Below are 13,390 nucleotides of genomic sequence, written 5' to 3' on the forward strand. Positions count from 1 at the left end.
TGTAGGACTTGACGACGATTATGTGTAGCATTCGCGCCAGATACTTCCCAAAACAATCACTCGAAGGTGATCACTCAACTGATTGGAGCGAGATGCGCACCAACTTGCTCAGCGGGGTGCGGGTGCTCGCGGTCGAGCAGTACGGCGCGGCGCCGTTCGGCACGCAGCTGCTCGGGCACCTCGGCGCCGAGGTCGTCAAGATCGAGCAGCCGGGCGACGGCGACGTGTCCCGGTCGGTGGGCCCGCTGTTCCGCGATGACCTGCCGGAGACCGCGCGCAGCGTGTTCTTCCAGGGTCTCAACGGCGGCAAGAAGAGCCTCACCCTGAACCTGGCGCACGACAGGGGAAGGCAGATCCTGTCCGAGCTGGCCGCCAGCGCCGACGCAGTGGTCAGCAACCTGCGCGGCGACGTACCCGGACGGCTGGGCCTCACCTTTGACCGGCTGCGCGCGGCCAACCCACGGATCGTGTGCGGGCACCTCACCGGCTACGGCCGCACGGGCGAGCGGGTGGCGCGGCCGGGTTACGACTACCTGATGCAGGCGGAGCTGGGGTACTTCGACCTGACCGGTGAGCCGGACGGCCCGCCGTCCCGGATGGGTGTCTCCATGATCGACCTGACCGGTGGCGTGGTGCTCGCCCTCGCCACGGTCAGCGGCATCCTGCGGGCGCGGGCCACGGGCCTGGGGGGCGACGTGGACGTCAGCCTGTTCGACGTGGCGCTGTTCAACCTCAACTACCCGGCGCACTGGTACCTGAACGGCGGGCTGCGCACGTCCCGGCTGCCCCGCTCGGCGCATCCGTCCCTCACTCCGTGCCAGAGCTACCGCACGGCGGACGGCTGGATCTACCTGATGTGCAACAAGGAGAAGTTCTGGCCGCTGCTGTGCGCGCGGATCGGGCGTCCCGAGTGGGGCGAGGAACCGAGGTTCCGTACGTTCGCCGACCGGCTGGCGGCCAGGGACGAGCTGACCGGCCTGCTCGACGGGGAACTGTCCAGGCACACCACGGCCGAGTGGCTGGCGCTGTTCGGCGACGCGGTGCCCGCCGCGCCCATCCTGACCCTGCCCGAGGCCATGGACAGCCCCATGGTCCTGGACGGCGACCGGGTCGAGCGGATCGACGTGGGCACGGGCACCGCGCTGCGGATGCTCGCCGGCCCGATCAGGACGGACGGCCCGGGACGACCGCCCACCTGCGCGCCCACCCTCGGCGAGCACACCGACGAGGTGCTCACCGCACTGGGCAGAACGGCCGCCGACCTGGACGAACTACGCGCTCTGGGCGTGATATGAGCATCGAGAAGCACCGTGATGCGAACGGTGGCAGGAGCATCGACCCAGCTCGGGTGATCCTTTTCGTGCCAGGCGACCGGCCCGACCGGATCGCACGCGCGCAGGCCGCGGGGGCCGACGCGGTGGTGATCGATCTGGAGGACTCGGTCGCCCCCGCGAACAAGCCGGCCGCCCGCGAAGCCGCCGTCCGCGCGGTCGAATCCGCCCAGGTTCTGCCGATCGGGGTGCGGGTCAACGCGCTGACCACACCCGACGGAATCCGTGATCTCGCGGCCCTGCTCGACGGTCCGGCCGGGTCTCCGGACTTCGTCGTCCTGCCGAAGGTCGAGTCGGCGGCCGAGGCGCGGCTGTGCGCTCAGGTGCTCGGCGGCCGGGACTGGCCTGGTGAGCTGGTGTGCGGCATCGAGTCCGGCGCGGGGCTCGAACACGCCGCGGAGATCGCCGCCGCCGACCCGCACGTGGTCGCCCTTGGTTTCGGTGGCGCCGACCTGGCCGCGGCGTTGGATGCCGAGCCGACCTGGGAGCCGATGTTGCCCGCGCGGGCTCGCCTGATCTGGGCCGCGTCGGCGGCCGGGATCCGCGCACTCGACATGCCCTGCTTCGACCTGGACTCCGCCACCGTGCTCGCCGAGGAGTGCCGCCGCGCCCGCGCGCTGGGCTTCACCGGCAAGTTCGCGATCCACCCCAAGCAGGTGGACGGCGTCAGGCAGGCGTTCACGCCGACGGCGCGGCAGGTCGCGGACGCGCACGCGGTGCTGCGGGCGGCCGAGGGCGGCGGGGTGGTCCGCTTTCGCGGATCGATGGTGGACGCCGCCCAGGTGCGCCGCGCCCGGCTCGTCGTCGAACGCGCGGGAGGTGGCGCATGACGTTCTCCGCGTACTACCTGCTCGCTCCCGGCAGGTACGCCGAGCGGTTCGGGCTCGACTTCGAGGATTTCGCCGTGGGACAGCGCTTCCGGCACCGGCCAGGAGTCACCTTGTCCCAGCAGGACAACACCGAGCACGCGCTGGACACGATGAACTCCGCGATGCTGCACTTCGACGCCGCCTACGCAGGGCACACCGCGTGGGGCAGACCGCTGATGGTCAGCACGCTCACCGCGCAACGAGTGATCGGCCTGTGCGCCAAGACGTTCGCCCGGCGGCGCAGGCTGCCGGGGTTCGACGAGATCGGCCTGCGGGCGCCTGTGTTCGGCGGCGACACCCTGTACGCCGAGTCGGAGATCCTCGCGGTGGACCCCGGCGGCGATCCGGACGCCGGCGTCGTACGGGTGCGCACGCGTGGGCTGAACGCGTCCGGCGCCGAGGTGATCGACCTGAGCTACCGAGCGGAGATCTACCGCCGGGGACGGGGGCCGGACGCCGATCCCGGCGGACCGCCGGTGTCCGAGCCGAGGTTCGCGGCCTACGACCTGGTCGACGGTGATCTGCGGGAACGGTACGGCCTGTTCTTCGAGGACTGCCGGCCGGGCGAGCGGTTCGCGCACCACCCCGGATACACCTTTCTCCACGAGGAGGCGATCGGGCTGGCCCGCAGGTCGATGGAGTTCGCGCCCGGCTACCACGAAGATCCGCCCCTGGTCACCGAGATGTTCGTGCTCGCCGCCGCCGCGACCGCGTCGACGCGCACCTTCGGGCGGGTGGTGGCGAACCTCGGCTGGTACGACATCGAGCTGCCAACCCCGGTGCGCGCGGGTGACACCGTACGAGCCGAGTCGGAGATCCTCGACGCCCGCCCGTCGAGATCGCGTCCCGCCGAGGGGGTCCTGTCGGTCGCCACACGGGCGGTGAACCAGCGCGACGAACCGGTGCTGTCGTTCCGGCGCTCCCTGCTGGTGCACCGCAGAGACGCTGACGGCCCCTACGGCCCCGCCGGCTACGGGTAGACCCGTGTCATCCCCGGCGGCCACGGATACCTGACCTTGAAAATGGACAGGAAGAGCAGGATCTCGACCCCGCGCACGCCGGGCACCGTGCGGATGCGGTCGGTCACCAGCCGGTGCAGGCGCTCGGCGTCGAGGTGGCTGACCTCCGCCATCAGGTCGAAGCCGCCCGCGGTGGCCATCAGCCACTCGACCTCGTCGACCTGCGTGATCGCCGCGGCGATCACGTCGAGGTCGCCCTCGCAGCGCAGGCCGATGGCGGCGCGGTGCAGGAAGCCCACCTTCCTCGGATTGATGATGGCCGCGATCTTGATGACGCCCGTGTCGATCAGGCGTGCCACCCGCTGCCTGGTCGGCGCGAGGCTGAGCCCGACCGCCTCGGCGATCCGGCCGTAGGTCCGACGCCCGTCCTCCTGCAGTTCCGCGACGATGCGCCGGTCGGTCGCGTCCAGCGTCACCTCCTCACCGCTGCCGGTCAGCGCGGGCAGGACCGGAGGGCATCGCCGGGCGCCGGCAGGCTCGTCGGGCACCCGCCTGCCCGAGCCGGGGGGCCAGGAGTAGGAGGCCTTGAACAGGTTGAGATACAGGAGGGTCTCGACGTCGCGCACCCCTCGGACCGCGCGGATGCGCTCGGCGAGCAGGCCGTACAGGTGCTGCTCGTCCACGCAGCGGAGCTCGGCCATCAGGTCGTAGCGGCCTGCGGTGGCGACCAGCCAGTCGACCTCGTCCACCTCGCTGATCGCGGCTGCGATGGCGTCGAGGTCGCCCTCGCAGCGCAGGCCGACCGCGACCCGCAGCCGGAAGCCGAAGGCGCCGGGGTTGGTGATGGCCACGATCTCGATCAGCCCGGACCTGGTCAGGCGGGCCACCCGCTGCCGGGTCGGCGCCTCGGTGAGCCCGACCGCCTCGGCGATGCGCCCGTAGGTCCGCCTGCCGTCGTCCTGCAGCTCGGCGATGATCCGCCGGTCGATCTCGTCCAGCGCGGGCGAATCCTGCGCTTCGCGGCTGTCTTGGAGGGCATCGGTCACCCCGCAATGGAAGCATGACCGTCGCCTGTCCGCCACGCGACCCCCCAACCCGATCTCGACAGCGGAAATATTAACGATTGACGGTCTCAACTATGAAGAACAGTTGTGCAACGCTATGTAATCAACTACTTTGCCATGCATGAGCGAATCCTATGACGCCGATGCGGTGGCGCTGTCGGACGGCATGCTCCGCCGCGAGTCCGGCCACCTGCTGATCGAGGACGTGCGGGTGGACGCCCTGATCGAGCGGTTCTCCGCACCGCTGTTCGTGCTGTCCGAGTCCACCCTGCGGCGCCAGACGCGCCGCATCCGCGCCGCGTTCGAGCGGGCCTGGCCCCAGGGCCCGGTCCAGGTGCTGCCCGCGGTCAAGGCCAACCCCGTGCTCGCACTCCAGCGGGTGCTCGCGCAGGAGGGCATGGGCGCCGACCTGGTCGGCCCGGGCGAGCTGGAGCTCGCGGTCCGTGCCGGGATCGACCCCGCCCTGATCTCGCTCAACGGCACCGGCAAGGACCGCGCCACGATCGAGCGCGCCGTGGCGCTCGGCGCCCGCGTCACCATCGACGACGTACGGGAGATCGAACTCGCGGTGGCCGCGGCTCGCGCCGTCGGCAAGCAGGCTGACCTGCGGATCCGGCTGCGGCCCTACTACGAGACCGACGCCCGCATGGAGTCCTTCGGCGTCCCGATCGCCGACATCTACGGCACCTACAAGTCGGGCGTCCCCTACGACGACCTGGCCGAGGCCGGTCGCGCGCTGTCCGCGCCGGAACTGCGGGTCACCGGCGTGATGATGCACATGGGCCGCTACACCACCGACCTGTCGGTCATCGGCGGGTTCAGCAGGCGGTTCGGCGAGCTGACCGCCGAGGTATCGGAGCTGTGGGGCGGCTGGACGCCGGACACCATCGACGTCGGCGGCGGATTCGCGCCGCAGATCGACGGGTTCGGCCGGGCGAACCCGAGCTTCGTCCCCCCTGTCCCGCCGTCGATCGAGCGCTACGCCGAGGTCGTCTGCGAGAACCTGGCCAAGGGCCTGGCGGCGGGCGGCATCGGCGTCAAGGGCCGTACCTTGGAGGTCGAGCCGGGCCGCGCGCTGTTCGGGCCGTGCGGCATCCACGTGGCGACCCTGCTCAACGTGAAGCGCCAGACCCAGCCTTTCCCCTTCACCTGGTACGAGACGGACACCTCGCAGCTGTTCCTTGCCGAGATCGCCGACCAGGCCGGCCGTCCGCCGGTGATCCCCGTGCGGCTGCCGGAGAGCGAGACCGCGGTCGACGTCCGGGTCGTCGGCCGCTCCTGCATGTCCGACGTGCTCGCGCGCACCGCCACGCTGCCCGCCATGAGCGCGGGCGACCTGCTGGCCTTCTGCTTCACCGGCGCCTACAACGACGCGAACGCGAGCAACCTCAACCTGCTGCCCCGCCCCGCGACCGTGCTGGTGAACGGCACGCAGGCCCACCTGGTACGGCGGGCCGAGCGCATCGAGGACCTTCTCGCCCGCGACACCCTGCCCGACCACCTCCACCACACCTTCACCGGAGCCGCCCGATGACCAGCACCACGCCCGTACTCGACCACGCGGGGCTCACCTGCGCCGACCTGACGCTCTCGCTCGCCTTCTACCACGATCTGCTCGGCATGCCGCTGCTCGAACAGGGCGAGGCACAGGCCCGTGCCGCTGGCATCGAGGACGCCTGGCTCGCCTTCGCCATGCTCGACGCGGGCCGGGGGCAGATGATCGAACTGCTGGAGTACCGCAGGCCCAAGAGCGCACCGTCGGTCGCGCCGCCGGTCAGCAGCGCGGGAGGCGGGCACGTCGCCCTGGTTGTCCAGGACCTGGACGAGCTGCTCGCACGCCTGGCCGAGGCCGGGATCCACCCGCTGACCGGGGAGCCGGTCACGATGTCAGGGCACGGGCACTGGGACGGGGCGCGGCTCGTGTACGTGCTCGATCCCGACCGCCATGTGGTCGAACTGATCCAGTTCGCCGCGCGGAGGTAGGGCCGGCCGCCTGGCTGCTCGACCTGTTCCACATCTGCGTCCCCGCCCTGGAACTCGCCGGGGCGCGATCTTCTTCATGTACGCCGTCGGGCTCGTCCTCGGACTGCACCACGGTCCGGCCTTCCCCAGCAGGACGTCCCCGACAACGTAACTCCCAGCTTCAAAACTCTCTAACTGTTACGGGTGTGTGCAGCTTCGAGATCGGACCGGTGTGCGAGGGCCCATAGGCCCAGGGCGCGCACCGGCTCCAGGAAGGAGCGGCCCAGGTCGGTGAGTGCGTAGTCGACACGTGGCGGCACGCTCGGATGGAGCGTTCGGCTGATCAGCCCGTCCTCTTCGAGGGCGCGCAGCGTGCGGGTGAGCATGCGGCGGCTGAGGCCCTCAACGGATCGGTCCAGTTCGTTGAATCCGAGCGTGCCGTGCCCCAGGACCGACAGGATCACGACGCTCCATTTGTCGCCCACCCGGCGCAAGACGCTGGTCGCGGGGCAATTCTCGTGATCGGCCACAGTGACGGGGACGATGATGGCGGCAGTGGACATAGATGTGCCTTCTTTCGGACCTTGTGCCTGCTGGCCAAGGATCAGGGTACGCACCTCGACGTTCAAGGAGGATTTGTCGTGATCGTGGTTAGCGGAGCGTCCGGCCGGCTCGGACGCCTCACTGTCGAGCACCTTCTCCAGCGGGTGGACGCCGCCCGGGTGGTGGTGTTGTCCCGTACCCCTGATGCCGTCGCCGATCTCGGCGTGGCCGCCCGCTACGCCGATTTCGACGACGCGGCGAGTCTGCCCAGCGCGTTCGAGGGGGCGGAGCGGCTGCTGATGATCAGTATGGGCTCGTTCAGCGGGGCGCCTCGCGGGCACGTCAACGCCATCGAGGCGGCGGCCAAGGCCGGGGTGGGTCACGTGATCTACACGTCGTTCGCCAGGGCGGGCGAGCCGGGCCAGCCGCAGGCGCTCATCCAGAACCACAAGGAGACCGAGCGACTATTGGCCGAGTCGGGGCTGACGTTCACGGCGCTGCGGTTCAACCAGTGGCCGGAGATGTGGAACCTCGTCGGTGTGCCCGCCCTCGCCGTCGCCACCGGCGTGCTGCCCAGCAATTCGGGTGACGGCCGGGTGGGGCACATCACCCGCGACGACAGCGCCGCCGTGGCCGCGGCGGTGCTGGCCCAGGGCGGCTGCGAGGGGCAACTCCTGGAAGTCACGGGCCCCGAGGCGGTGACGGACACGGATGTGGCCGACGCGCTGGCCCAGGTCACCGGCCGTCCGGTCCGCTGCGAGCAGGTCTCGGACGCCGAACTGGCCGCGACGCTGTCCGAACGCGGACTCCCCGAGATGTACATCCAGGGCTGGACGGGCCTGGGGACATACAAGCGCGAAGGCTGGTTCGACGTGACCACGCACGCAGTCGAACGCCTCACCGGCCGCGCACCCACGTCGATCGCGGACTACTTCGCAGCCCACCCCGAGGCACTGCACACCCGCTGACGAGCTGAGGGATGCGCGCGTCTCGGCCCAGCTCATGACCGCCAGTGCGGGTGGGTGCCGGCGCCACGGCCCTGCGGCCCGAGCCTGATCACGAGCCGCTCCTGGCTCGACGATCGTGTTGTACGGCAGGCCCGGCAGCGCTATCACGAGTGCTTCGAGGTGGGCCGTTGAAGCCGAAGCTCGAGGAGGACCGGGCAGACCCTCAACTCGTGTTCCTGAGCGCGGGCAGGAGTTCCTTGGCCGCCCACTCCAGGAAGATGTCCTGGTGATCGTGGCCGATCTGCACCAGCGCCATGTGGGTGAACCCGGCCTCCACGTAGTCACGCACGGCATTCACGACAGCCTCGACATCCGAACCGCATGGGACCCAGCCGCATCCGACCACGTGTTCGTTGAGGTTCTCGCCCGCGCCGAGCCCGAGTGTGAATCTGCCCTCGGTGAGCTCGCCCATCGTGGCAGCCTTCTGCGCCACCACCGCGGGGTGGTAGCGCATGATCGGGCAGGTCACGTACGTCATCAGCGGCAGTCGCTCGGTCGCCTGTGCTGCCGCGCCCAGCACTGACCACGCGTAAGGCGAATGCCCCATCTCCTCCAGCCACGGGAAATAGTGGTCCGAGATCACCGCGTAGTCGAAGCCGATCTCCTCGGCGCCGGCGACGTCCGCGACCAGCTGTCTGGCGGGCGTCTGCTCGCACATCATCGTGTATCCAATTTCTGTCATGCCGTGCCACCTACCCGACGCTCTCCCTTCAATCCGGTCTCATGGTCTGAAAGCGTACAAATCGGGTAGCCCGCGATGCATGGCTCTCCACGTTCCGGTGCTCAGGGGGCTCGGACTCGACGACCTGCTGACGATCGTCCCCGCCCCGCGGGCGCTGCCCGCGCTGCCGCCGATGATCGGCGCCGTGGACGGACCGGTCGAAGCCCGTGGTCCCGGGCAGATCCGCAACCTGCATGGCCAGGACCCGAGAAGCACCTGGCCGGGAGAGCTCATCGCCTATGGCAAGCTGCCGCGCGCAGGTTGCCTCCTGAGCGCTTCGGCACCGACGCCGAAGCCCTTCCCGAGTGCGGCCAACGCCACATCGCGCTGTGGAAGGACGATACGGCGACGAGCCGGACGCGGGTCTGCTCGAGATCAAGAAGTCAGAGGTCTTGAACGCCGCCCGCCGACTGCTGGAGTCGTAGATGGTGTCTTCTCATGTACGGACCAGACGTGGGCCCACGGTCGCCGTGGCCGGCTCGCTCCTGGTGCTGCTGCTGGCGGCCAACTTGCCGACACCGCTCTACGCGGTTTACAAGCATGAATTCGGCTTCTCCAGCGGAACGCTCACGCTGATCTTCGCCGTTTACGCGGCTGTACTGATCCCGTCCTTGCTGCTGTTCGGGCAGCTGTCGGATCGGCTGGGTCGCCGCAGGGTGATATTGCTCGGACTGGTTGCCTCGGTGCTGGCCCTGGTTCTGTTCACCGTGGCCCAGGGCGTCGCCTGGCTGTTCGCTGCCCGGGCGGTCCAGGGTCATCGGCGCGCAGACCCAGGTGGACAAACTGGCGCCGCCCGAGCGCCGAGGCGAGGTGACGGCGGCCTTCACCACCTGCGTCTACACCGGCGTGATCGTCTCGGCGATCGGGGTTGGCCTGCTCAGCGATGCCCTCGCGCTGCGCGTCGCCTTCACCGCCGTAACCGCGGCGATCGCCGCGTGCGCCGCTTTCACGGCACTGTGGAACGCTCGCCACCGCGAGGAATAGCGAGACTCACGTCCTCGGTCAACGGGGGAGCGATCAACGCGGCTCCAGAATCCTCACCAGTGGCTCCACCCCAGCATCTGAGCCCACGCGCTGGATCCGGGAGCCAGCGCTCGAGGAGCGGATCGAGGCGTGGCGCTGAGTACCCGGTCGGCCACCTCGGTCAGATCACGCGCCACCTCGCGGGCCAGCTCGATCTCCTCAGGGCGGGTCTGCGGCGTCGGGACCAGGATGCCGTGGGCTCCCGACGACCGGGCCGCCTGGATGTCCTTGCCGATGTCGCCGACGACCACGCAGTCGCGCGGGCTGATCTCCAGTGCACAGGCGACCCTGATCACCAGACTGGACGCGGGCTTGCGGCAGGTGCAGCCATCGGCGTCGTCGTGCACGCAGATGGCCCAAGCATCGAACGGGCCGAGCAACTCCTCGACGCGCACGTTGACCCGGTCCATGTCGTCCGCGCTGAGCAGTCCCTTGGCCACGCCCGACTGGTCGGTGACCACGCCCACCGATACGTTCGCAGCCCTCAACCGGCGAAGTGCCTCGACGGCGCCCGGCATGGGTTCCACCTTGTCCGGATCGCCGTTGTAGGGAACGTTCTTGATCAAGGTCCCGTCCCTGTCGAACAGGACCGCGCAGGGACGACCGCCTCCGAACACCAGGCACCTCCCTTACCGCTCGGTCTTCGGCTACCCGAAGACCGCAAACTCATGCTCGGTAGCGATCGGGATCAACATGATCTTTCATGATCCTTCGGCGGCATCGGTGGCCCACCGACCAACCGCAAGATTGATCGCCGCACACCGGGACGGCAGGGCCCGCCCAGGCGTGGCAAGGATGCCTGGCTACAGGCGTGGCGACACCGCAAACTGCCCTCGTGAAAGCCATACCGCGGCTATCCGCAAACCCAGGAGGCAATCGCGCGCAAGTCGAGGCCTGGATCACGTCAAGGATTGGCCTGCCCGCCCGGGCCTGATATCCGTACGGGTCAACTCTCCGCCACGGGCCGGTGCGGGTTCGCGCTCGATCCTCCACGGGCAAGCGGCGGTTGATTGTATGGAAATAACGACCGGCTTCAGTTCATGCGATGCTGCGGCTGGCCGGTACCGGGGGGCCGGTACGTGCCATGATGGGCGCCGGAGGCGCGATCTGCTGCTCCGGCGCCCGTGCGCAGACCATGTCGGCACGGCTGCAGCCGGCCGTACGAGCCCCGAGTCATTGCGCGAGCCGGCGCCGCAGTTCCTCCTTGCTCATCGACGACGCACCCTGCATGCCGAGGTTCTGCGCCTGTCGCACGAGTTCCTCGCGCGTTGCCTCACCTGGCATCTCGCCCAGGTGCTTTGCCCGGCTCAGCGCGAATGCCTCGCCCAACTGTTGCCTGCGCTCGTCGGACAGGCTCTCGCGCATGCCGGGCAGCACCGTCCTCTCCTCCTCTTCGACGTGGTGCTTCACGGCCTCGACGAGCTCGTGCAGCACAGTGTCGAAGTCGGCGGACTGCGGGTCGCAGTCCATCAGGCGGCCGAGCAGATCCTCGGCCTTGGCGTGTTCCTCCTGGCTGTGCGCAATTTGGTCGCTCTGGGCGGCGTCGTCGCGGGCGACCGGGTATACCTCGGCCTCTTCGGCGCGACTGTGCGCGGTGAGCATCGCGGCCAGTGTCGGCATCACCAGGGGCCGCTGGTCCTTCTGGACCTTCAGCAGCTCGAAGAGCCGCTCGACCTCGCGATGATCAGCCATGATCATGTCTACGGCATCGGGCATGTCCGTCCTCCCTCAATCGTGAGCGTCCCACTCGGCTACCCGCCTGATTGATCGGCAGTCATGTCTCGCCAGGTCAAGGGGCTGGACAGGAAGGCGGTACGGCAGGCGACAAGCTCGCGATGGCCGTCGTGATGACGCCGATGGCACAGAGGGGTGGCCACAGGAGCGCGCCGACACGGGATGAACTCGAACCGAATCGGCCGACGGTCACGCGGTCTGCTCGCCGTTGATGGCGGCGTTCAGAGCGTGCTCGAGAGTCGGATATATCTGCAGCCGCGACAACACATCAGTGATCTGCAGGATCCGCCACGGCATCGGCTGGACATCCGCCAGCAGCAGGGCGCCGCCCTCGCGTTGGGCGGCGGTGTGTGTGTCCAGCAGCACGCTGAGTCCCGTGCTGTCCAGGAAGGTCATCGCGGACAGGTCGAAGACCAGGGGCATGCCTGGACGCCGGCCTTCTTCGACAGCGGATCGAAGCTGGTCGGAGTTGGTCACGTCGACCTCTCCGCTCACGCTCACCAGCGTGAGCGCAGCCAGGTGCTCGCACGTCACCACAAGCGTGGTCATAGCGTGCTTCCCGCTTGTGATGTCGACGTAATCGAGAAAACTCTGATCGCGCAACCTGGGATCAAGGAAATGATCAGGCATGACGTCCTCCGGCCTTCGCCTCACGCTAAGCCCGAAGGATATTTCATGAATATAGTTTCGTGGCAAAAGTTTCATAAATGACCGTTCCTACTCATACCTGGCGGGGAAGGCGTGCCGTCGCCAACCGCGTCTGGGAACGCAGGACCAGCACGGAACCCGGCGCGTACGAGTTCTTGCACGAGCCCGATCATCCGGCGGGCATACGGATCAGCACGTGGAAGCGGCTGATGCCGTCACGGGGCTGCCTGCCCGGCGTTCACCGGGTAGGCGTCAGGAGAAGATCGCGTGGAGGGGGTCGACCGCCTCGGGGCCGTATCCGACGGCGCCAACCGGCACTCGCCCGCCGACGGCCTCGATCACCTTTGCCGTCCACAAGGGACCGAACGCCCCGCACAGCTCGATCAGCTGCGTTCCCTGGTCGGCGAGCCGCTCGGCGGCGGCCACGACGTGCTCGACGGACTGGATAGCGACGAGCTCCGTCCGGCAGGCCTGGGTGTCGACAGTCGTCCACTGGCCGCCGGGCTCGACTCCTGGTGCTGTGTAGATGAAAGCCCAGTGTGTGAGTGCCATGGTCACTCTCTCTCGTTCCGTGCTCGGTCGGTACCCGGCACAGTCAAAGGCGTCAGCGGGCGCGCTGTCCACGAGGCGATGCCTCCGACCTGGGAGGGAACGCCTGACGCAGCAGGTCGGAGACGAGCGCGGTGCCACCGTGAGCCAGAACATGACGCACGCGCGGCGGCTCGCCGGCCAGGGGAACCCAGGCGGTGCCCTTGATCGCCGCCCAGGCGGGACGCAGCGCCACCAGGTCCCGGCCGTAGCGCAGCTCGGCCGCGAACAGACCTTCGCGCGCGGGCCGCTCTCGGACTCGCTCCGGCACCCAGCCTGCCGTACGGCATGCGTCCAACACCTCGTCGTGATAGCCAGGCGCCAGATCACGCCTGAACCACAGGAGCTCCATGCCCTCGAGGTCGGCGAACGTGACCGAGCTGCGGCACGCGAGAGGATGCGAGTCGGCGACCAGCACGCCGAGCGGCTCGTCGCTGACGAGCGTGGCGTCGAGACCGGCCAGGTCGGCGGGCAGGACCATGAGCCCCAGGTCGAGCCCCGACATCCGGAGCAGCTCCGCCTGGCTGGAGGTAGGCAGGTCGAGGAACTCCGGCTCGATGTCCAGGTCTCGCGCAGCCTCCCACAACACCGGTATGACGTGTGGTGGCGAACCTGGTGTCACCCCGACCCTGAGCACGCGTCGCCCCGCCGCCGCGTCGCGCGCCACCCTCGCCGCCTGGTCGGCGGCCTCAAGCAGGGCCACCGCCCGTGGCAGCAACGCCATCGCCGCCGCGGTCGGGACCATCCCCCCGGTCGTACGACGGAACAGCTCCACGCCGAGATCGCGCTCCAGAGCGAGGATCTGCTGGCTCAGCGAGGTTCCCCGCAAGCCGAGCCGCTCTGCCGCCCGCGTCAGATGCCGCTCCTCGGCGACGGCGCGAAAGTAGCGGAGCTGGCGGAGATCCATGCCACGAGACTACGGATGCAACCCATGTAGCAGG

General features: G+C 69.1%; 15 protein-coding genes and 1 pseudogene. 8 read left to right on the top strand and 8 right to left on the bottom strand.

Features of this window, described 5'->3' with window-relative positions; genetic code table 11:
* Positions 1-92: 92 nt before the first annotated feature.
* From KIK09_RS30870 to KIK09_RS30880, 3 genes are read left to right on the top strand one after another with little or no spacing between them, the layout of a single operon-like run.
* Entirely contained in the window at positions 93-1,295 is a 1,203-nt protein-coding gene (locus KIK09_RS30870; RefSeq protein ID WP_214322904.1) for a CaiB/BaiF CoA transferase family protein, read from the top strand.
* Between the two features lie 53 nt (positions 1,296-1,348).
* The gene (locus KIK09_RS30875; RefSeq protein WP_214322905.1) at positions 1,349-2,161 is read left to right on the top strand and encodes an HpcH/HpaI aldolase/citrate lyase family protein; all 813 of its coding nucleotides are present in this window, start codon (positions 1,349-1,351) and stop codon (positions 2,159-2,161) included.
* Positions 2,158-3,180, top strand: a complete 1,023-nt coding sequence (locus KIK09_RS30880; protein ID WP_214322906.1) for a MaoC family dehydratase — start codon at positions 2,158-2,160, stop codon at positions 3,178-3,180. Before KIK09_RS30875 ends, KIK09_RS30880 begins: the two co-directional genes overlap by 4 nt.
* Here KIK09_RS30880 and KIK09_RS30885 read toward each other — a convergent pair.
* Complete coding sequence (locus KIK09_RS30885) at positions 3,171-4,205, bottom strand: Lrp/AsnC family transcriptional regulator (protein WP_214322907.1); 1,035 nt, start codon at positions 4,203-4,205, stop codon at positions 3,171-3,173. The two genes, KIK09_RS30880 and KIK09_RS30885, sit on opposite strands and share 10 nt — an antisense overlap.
* 139 nt (positions 4,206-4,344) lie before the next feature.
* Here KIK09_RS30885 and KIK09_RS30890 point away from each other — a divergent pair, with 139 nt between their 5' ends.
* A complete protein-coding gene (locus tag KIK09_RS30890) occupies positions 4,345-5,757 on the top strand; it encodes a diaminopimelate decarboxylase family protein (protein WP_214322908.1) in 1,413 nt (470 codons plus the stop codon).
* On the top strand, positions 5,754-6,206 hold the full coding sequence (locus KIK09_RS30895; RefSeq protein WP_214322909.1) for a VOC family protein: 453 nt from the start codon (positions 5,754-5,756) through the stop codon (positions 6,204-6,206). The genes KIK09_RS30890 and KIK09_RS30895 overlap by 4 nt, the downstream gene beginning before the upstream one ends.
* A 170-nt stretch (positions 6,207-6,376) precedes the next feature.
* Here the strand turns inward: KIK09_RS30895 and KIK09_RS30900 are convergent, their stop codons facing one another.
* Positions 6,377-6,814 (bottom strand): winged helix-turn-helix transcriptional regulator, encoded by a 438-nt coding sequence (locus KIK09_RS30900; protein WP_250573982.1) that lies wholly within the window; start codon positions 6,812-6,814, stop codon positions 6,377-6,379.
* Between the two features lie 12 nt (positions 6,815-6,826).
* Between KIK09_RS30900 and KIK09_RS30905 the strand changes: the two genes are divergently transcribed.
* On the top strand, positions 6,827-7,696 hold the full coding sequence (locus KIK09_RS30905; RefSeq protein WP_214322910.1) for an NAD(P)H-binding protein: 870 nt from the start codon (positions 6,827-6,829) through the stop codon (positions 7,694-7,696).
* A 202-nt stretch (positions 7,697-7,898) separates the two neighbouring features.
* Here the strand turns inward: KIK09_RS30905 and KIK09_RS30910 are convergent, their stop codons facing one another.
* Positions 7,899-8,417, bottom strand: a complete 519-nt coding sequence (locus KIK09_RS30910) for an LLM class flavin-dependent oxidoreductase (RefSeq protein ID WP_214322911.1) — start codon at positions 8,415-8,417, stop codon at positions 7,899-7,901.
* 464 nt (positions 8,418-8,881) lie between these two features.
* On the opposite strand from KIK09_RS30910, the pseudogene KIK09_RS60670 reads away from it, so the two are divergent.
* Both KIK09_RS60670 and KIK09_RS30920 read left to right on the top strand, forming a co-directional pair.
* Positions 8,882-9,199 (top strand): annotated as a pseudogene (locus KIK09_RS60670) (MFS transporter); the annotation flags it as partial.
* Between the two features lie 31 nt (positions 9,200-9,230).
* A complete protein-coding gene (locus KIK09_RS30920) occupies positions 9,231-9,440 on the top strand; it encodes a hypothetical protein (protein WP_214322912.1) in 210 nt (69 codons plus the stop codon).
* A 53-nt stretch (positions 9,441-9,493) separates the two neighbouring features.
* Here KIK09_RS30920 and KIK09_RS30925 read toward each other — a convergent pair whose 3' ends face one another.
* The 5 genes from KIK09_RS30925 to KIK09_RS30945 all read right to left on the bottom strand — a co-directional run bounded on the left by KIK09_RS30925 (position 9,494) and on the right by KIK09_RS30945 (position 13,356).
* A complete protein-coding gene (locus KIK09_RS30925) occupies positions 9,494-10,096 on the bottom strand; it encodes a D-glycero-alpha-D-manno-heptose-1,7-bisphosphate 7-phosphatase (RefSeq protein WP_214322913.1) in 603 nt (200 codons plus the stop codon).
* Between the two features lie 556 nt (positions 10,097-10,652).
* Positions 10,653-11,195, bottom strand: a complete 543-nt coding sequence (locus tag KIK09_RS30930; RefSeq protein ID WP_214322914.1) for a hemerythrin domain-containing protein — start codon at positions 11,193-11,195, stop codon at positions 10,653-10,655.
* A 207-nt stretch (positions 11,196-11,402) separates the two neighbouring features.
* On the bottom strand, positions 11,403-11,762 hold the full coding sequence (locus KIK09_RS30935; protein ID WP_214322915.1) for an STAS domain-containing protein: 360 nt from the start codon (positions 11,760-11,762) through the stop codon (positions 11,403-11,405).
* 351 nt (positions 11,763-12,113) lie between these two features.
* The gene (locus tag KIK09_RS30940; RefSeq protein ID WP_214322916.1) at positions 12,114-12,413 is read right to left on the bottom strand and encodes a DUF6506 family protein; all 300 of its coding nucleotides are present in this window, start codon (positions 12,411-12,413) and stop codon (positions 12,114-12,116) included.
* A 52-nt stretch (positions 12,414-12,465) separates the two neighbouring features.
* Positions 12,466-13,356, bottom strand: coding sequence for a LysR family transcriptional regulator (locus KIK09_RS30945; protein WP_214322917.1), 891 nt, complete (start codon positions 13,354-13,356; stop codon positions 12,466-12,468).
* Positions 13,357-13,390 lie beyond the last annotated feature (34 nt).

The organism is Nonomuraea sediminis (assembly GCF_018531495.1).
GTDB lineage: Bacteria > Actinomycetota > Actinomycetes > Streptosporangiales > Streptosporangiaceae > Nonomuraea > Nonomuraea sediminis.

Coding starts and splice junctions, on each gene's coding strand:
- KIK09_RS30895 (WP_214322909.1), top strand. CDS start 5,754: ATGACCAGCACCACGCCCGTACTCGACCACGCGGGGCTCACCTGCGCC.
- KIK09_RS30890 (WP_214322908.1), top strand. CDS start 4,345: ATGAGCGAATCCTATGACGCCGATGCGGTGGCGCTGTCGGACGGCATG.
- KIK09_RS30880 (WP_214322906.1), top strand. CDS start 2,158: ATGACGTTCTCCGCGTACTACCTGCTCGCTCCCGGCAGGTACGCCGAG.
- KIK09_RS30945 (WP_214322917.1), bottom strand. CDS start 13,356: ATGGATCTCCGCCAGCTCCGCTACTTTCGCGCCGTCGCCGAGGAGCGG.
- KIK09_RS30930 (WP_214322914.1), bottom strand. CDS start 11,195: ATGCCCGATGCCGTAGACATGATCATGGCTGATCATCGCGAGGTCGAG.
- KIK09_RS30910 (WP_214322911.1), bottom strand. CDS start 8,417: ATGACAGAAATTGGATACACGATGATGTGCGAGCAGACGCCCGCCAGA.
- KIK09_RS30940 (WP_214322916.1), bottom strand. CDS start 12,413: ATGGCACTCACACACTGGGCTTTCATCTACACAGCACCAGGAGTCGAG.
- KIK09_RS30870 (WP_214322904.1), top strand. CDS start 93: ATGCGCACCAACTTGCTCAGCGGGGTGCGGGTGCTCGCGGTCGAGCAG.
- KIK09_RS30935 (WP_214322915.1), bottom strand. CDS start 11,762: ATGACCACGCTTGTGGTGACGTGCGAGCACCTGGCTGCGCTCACGCTG.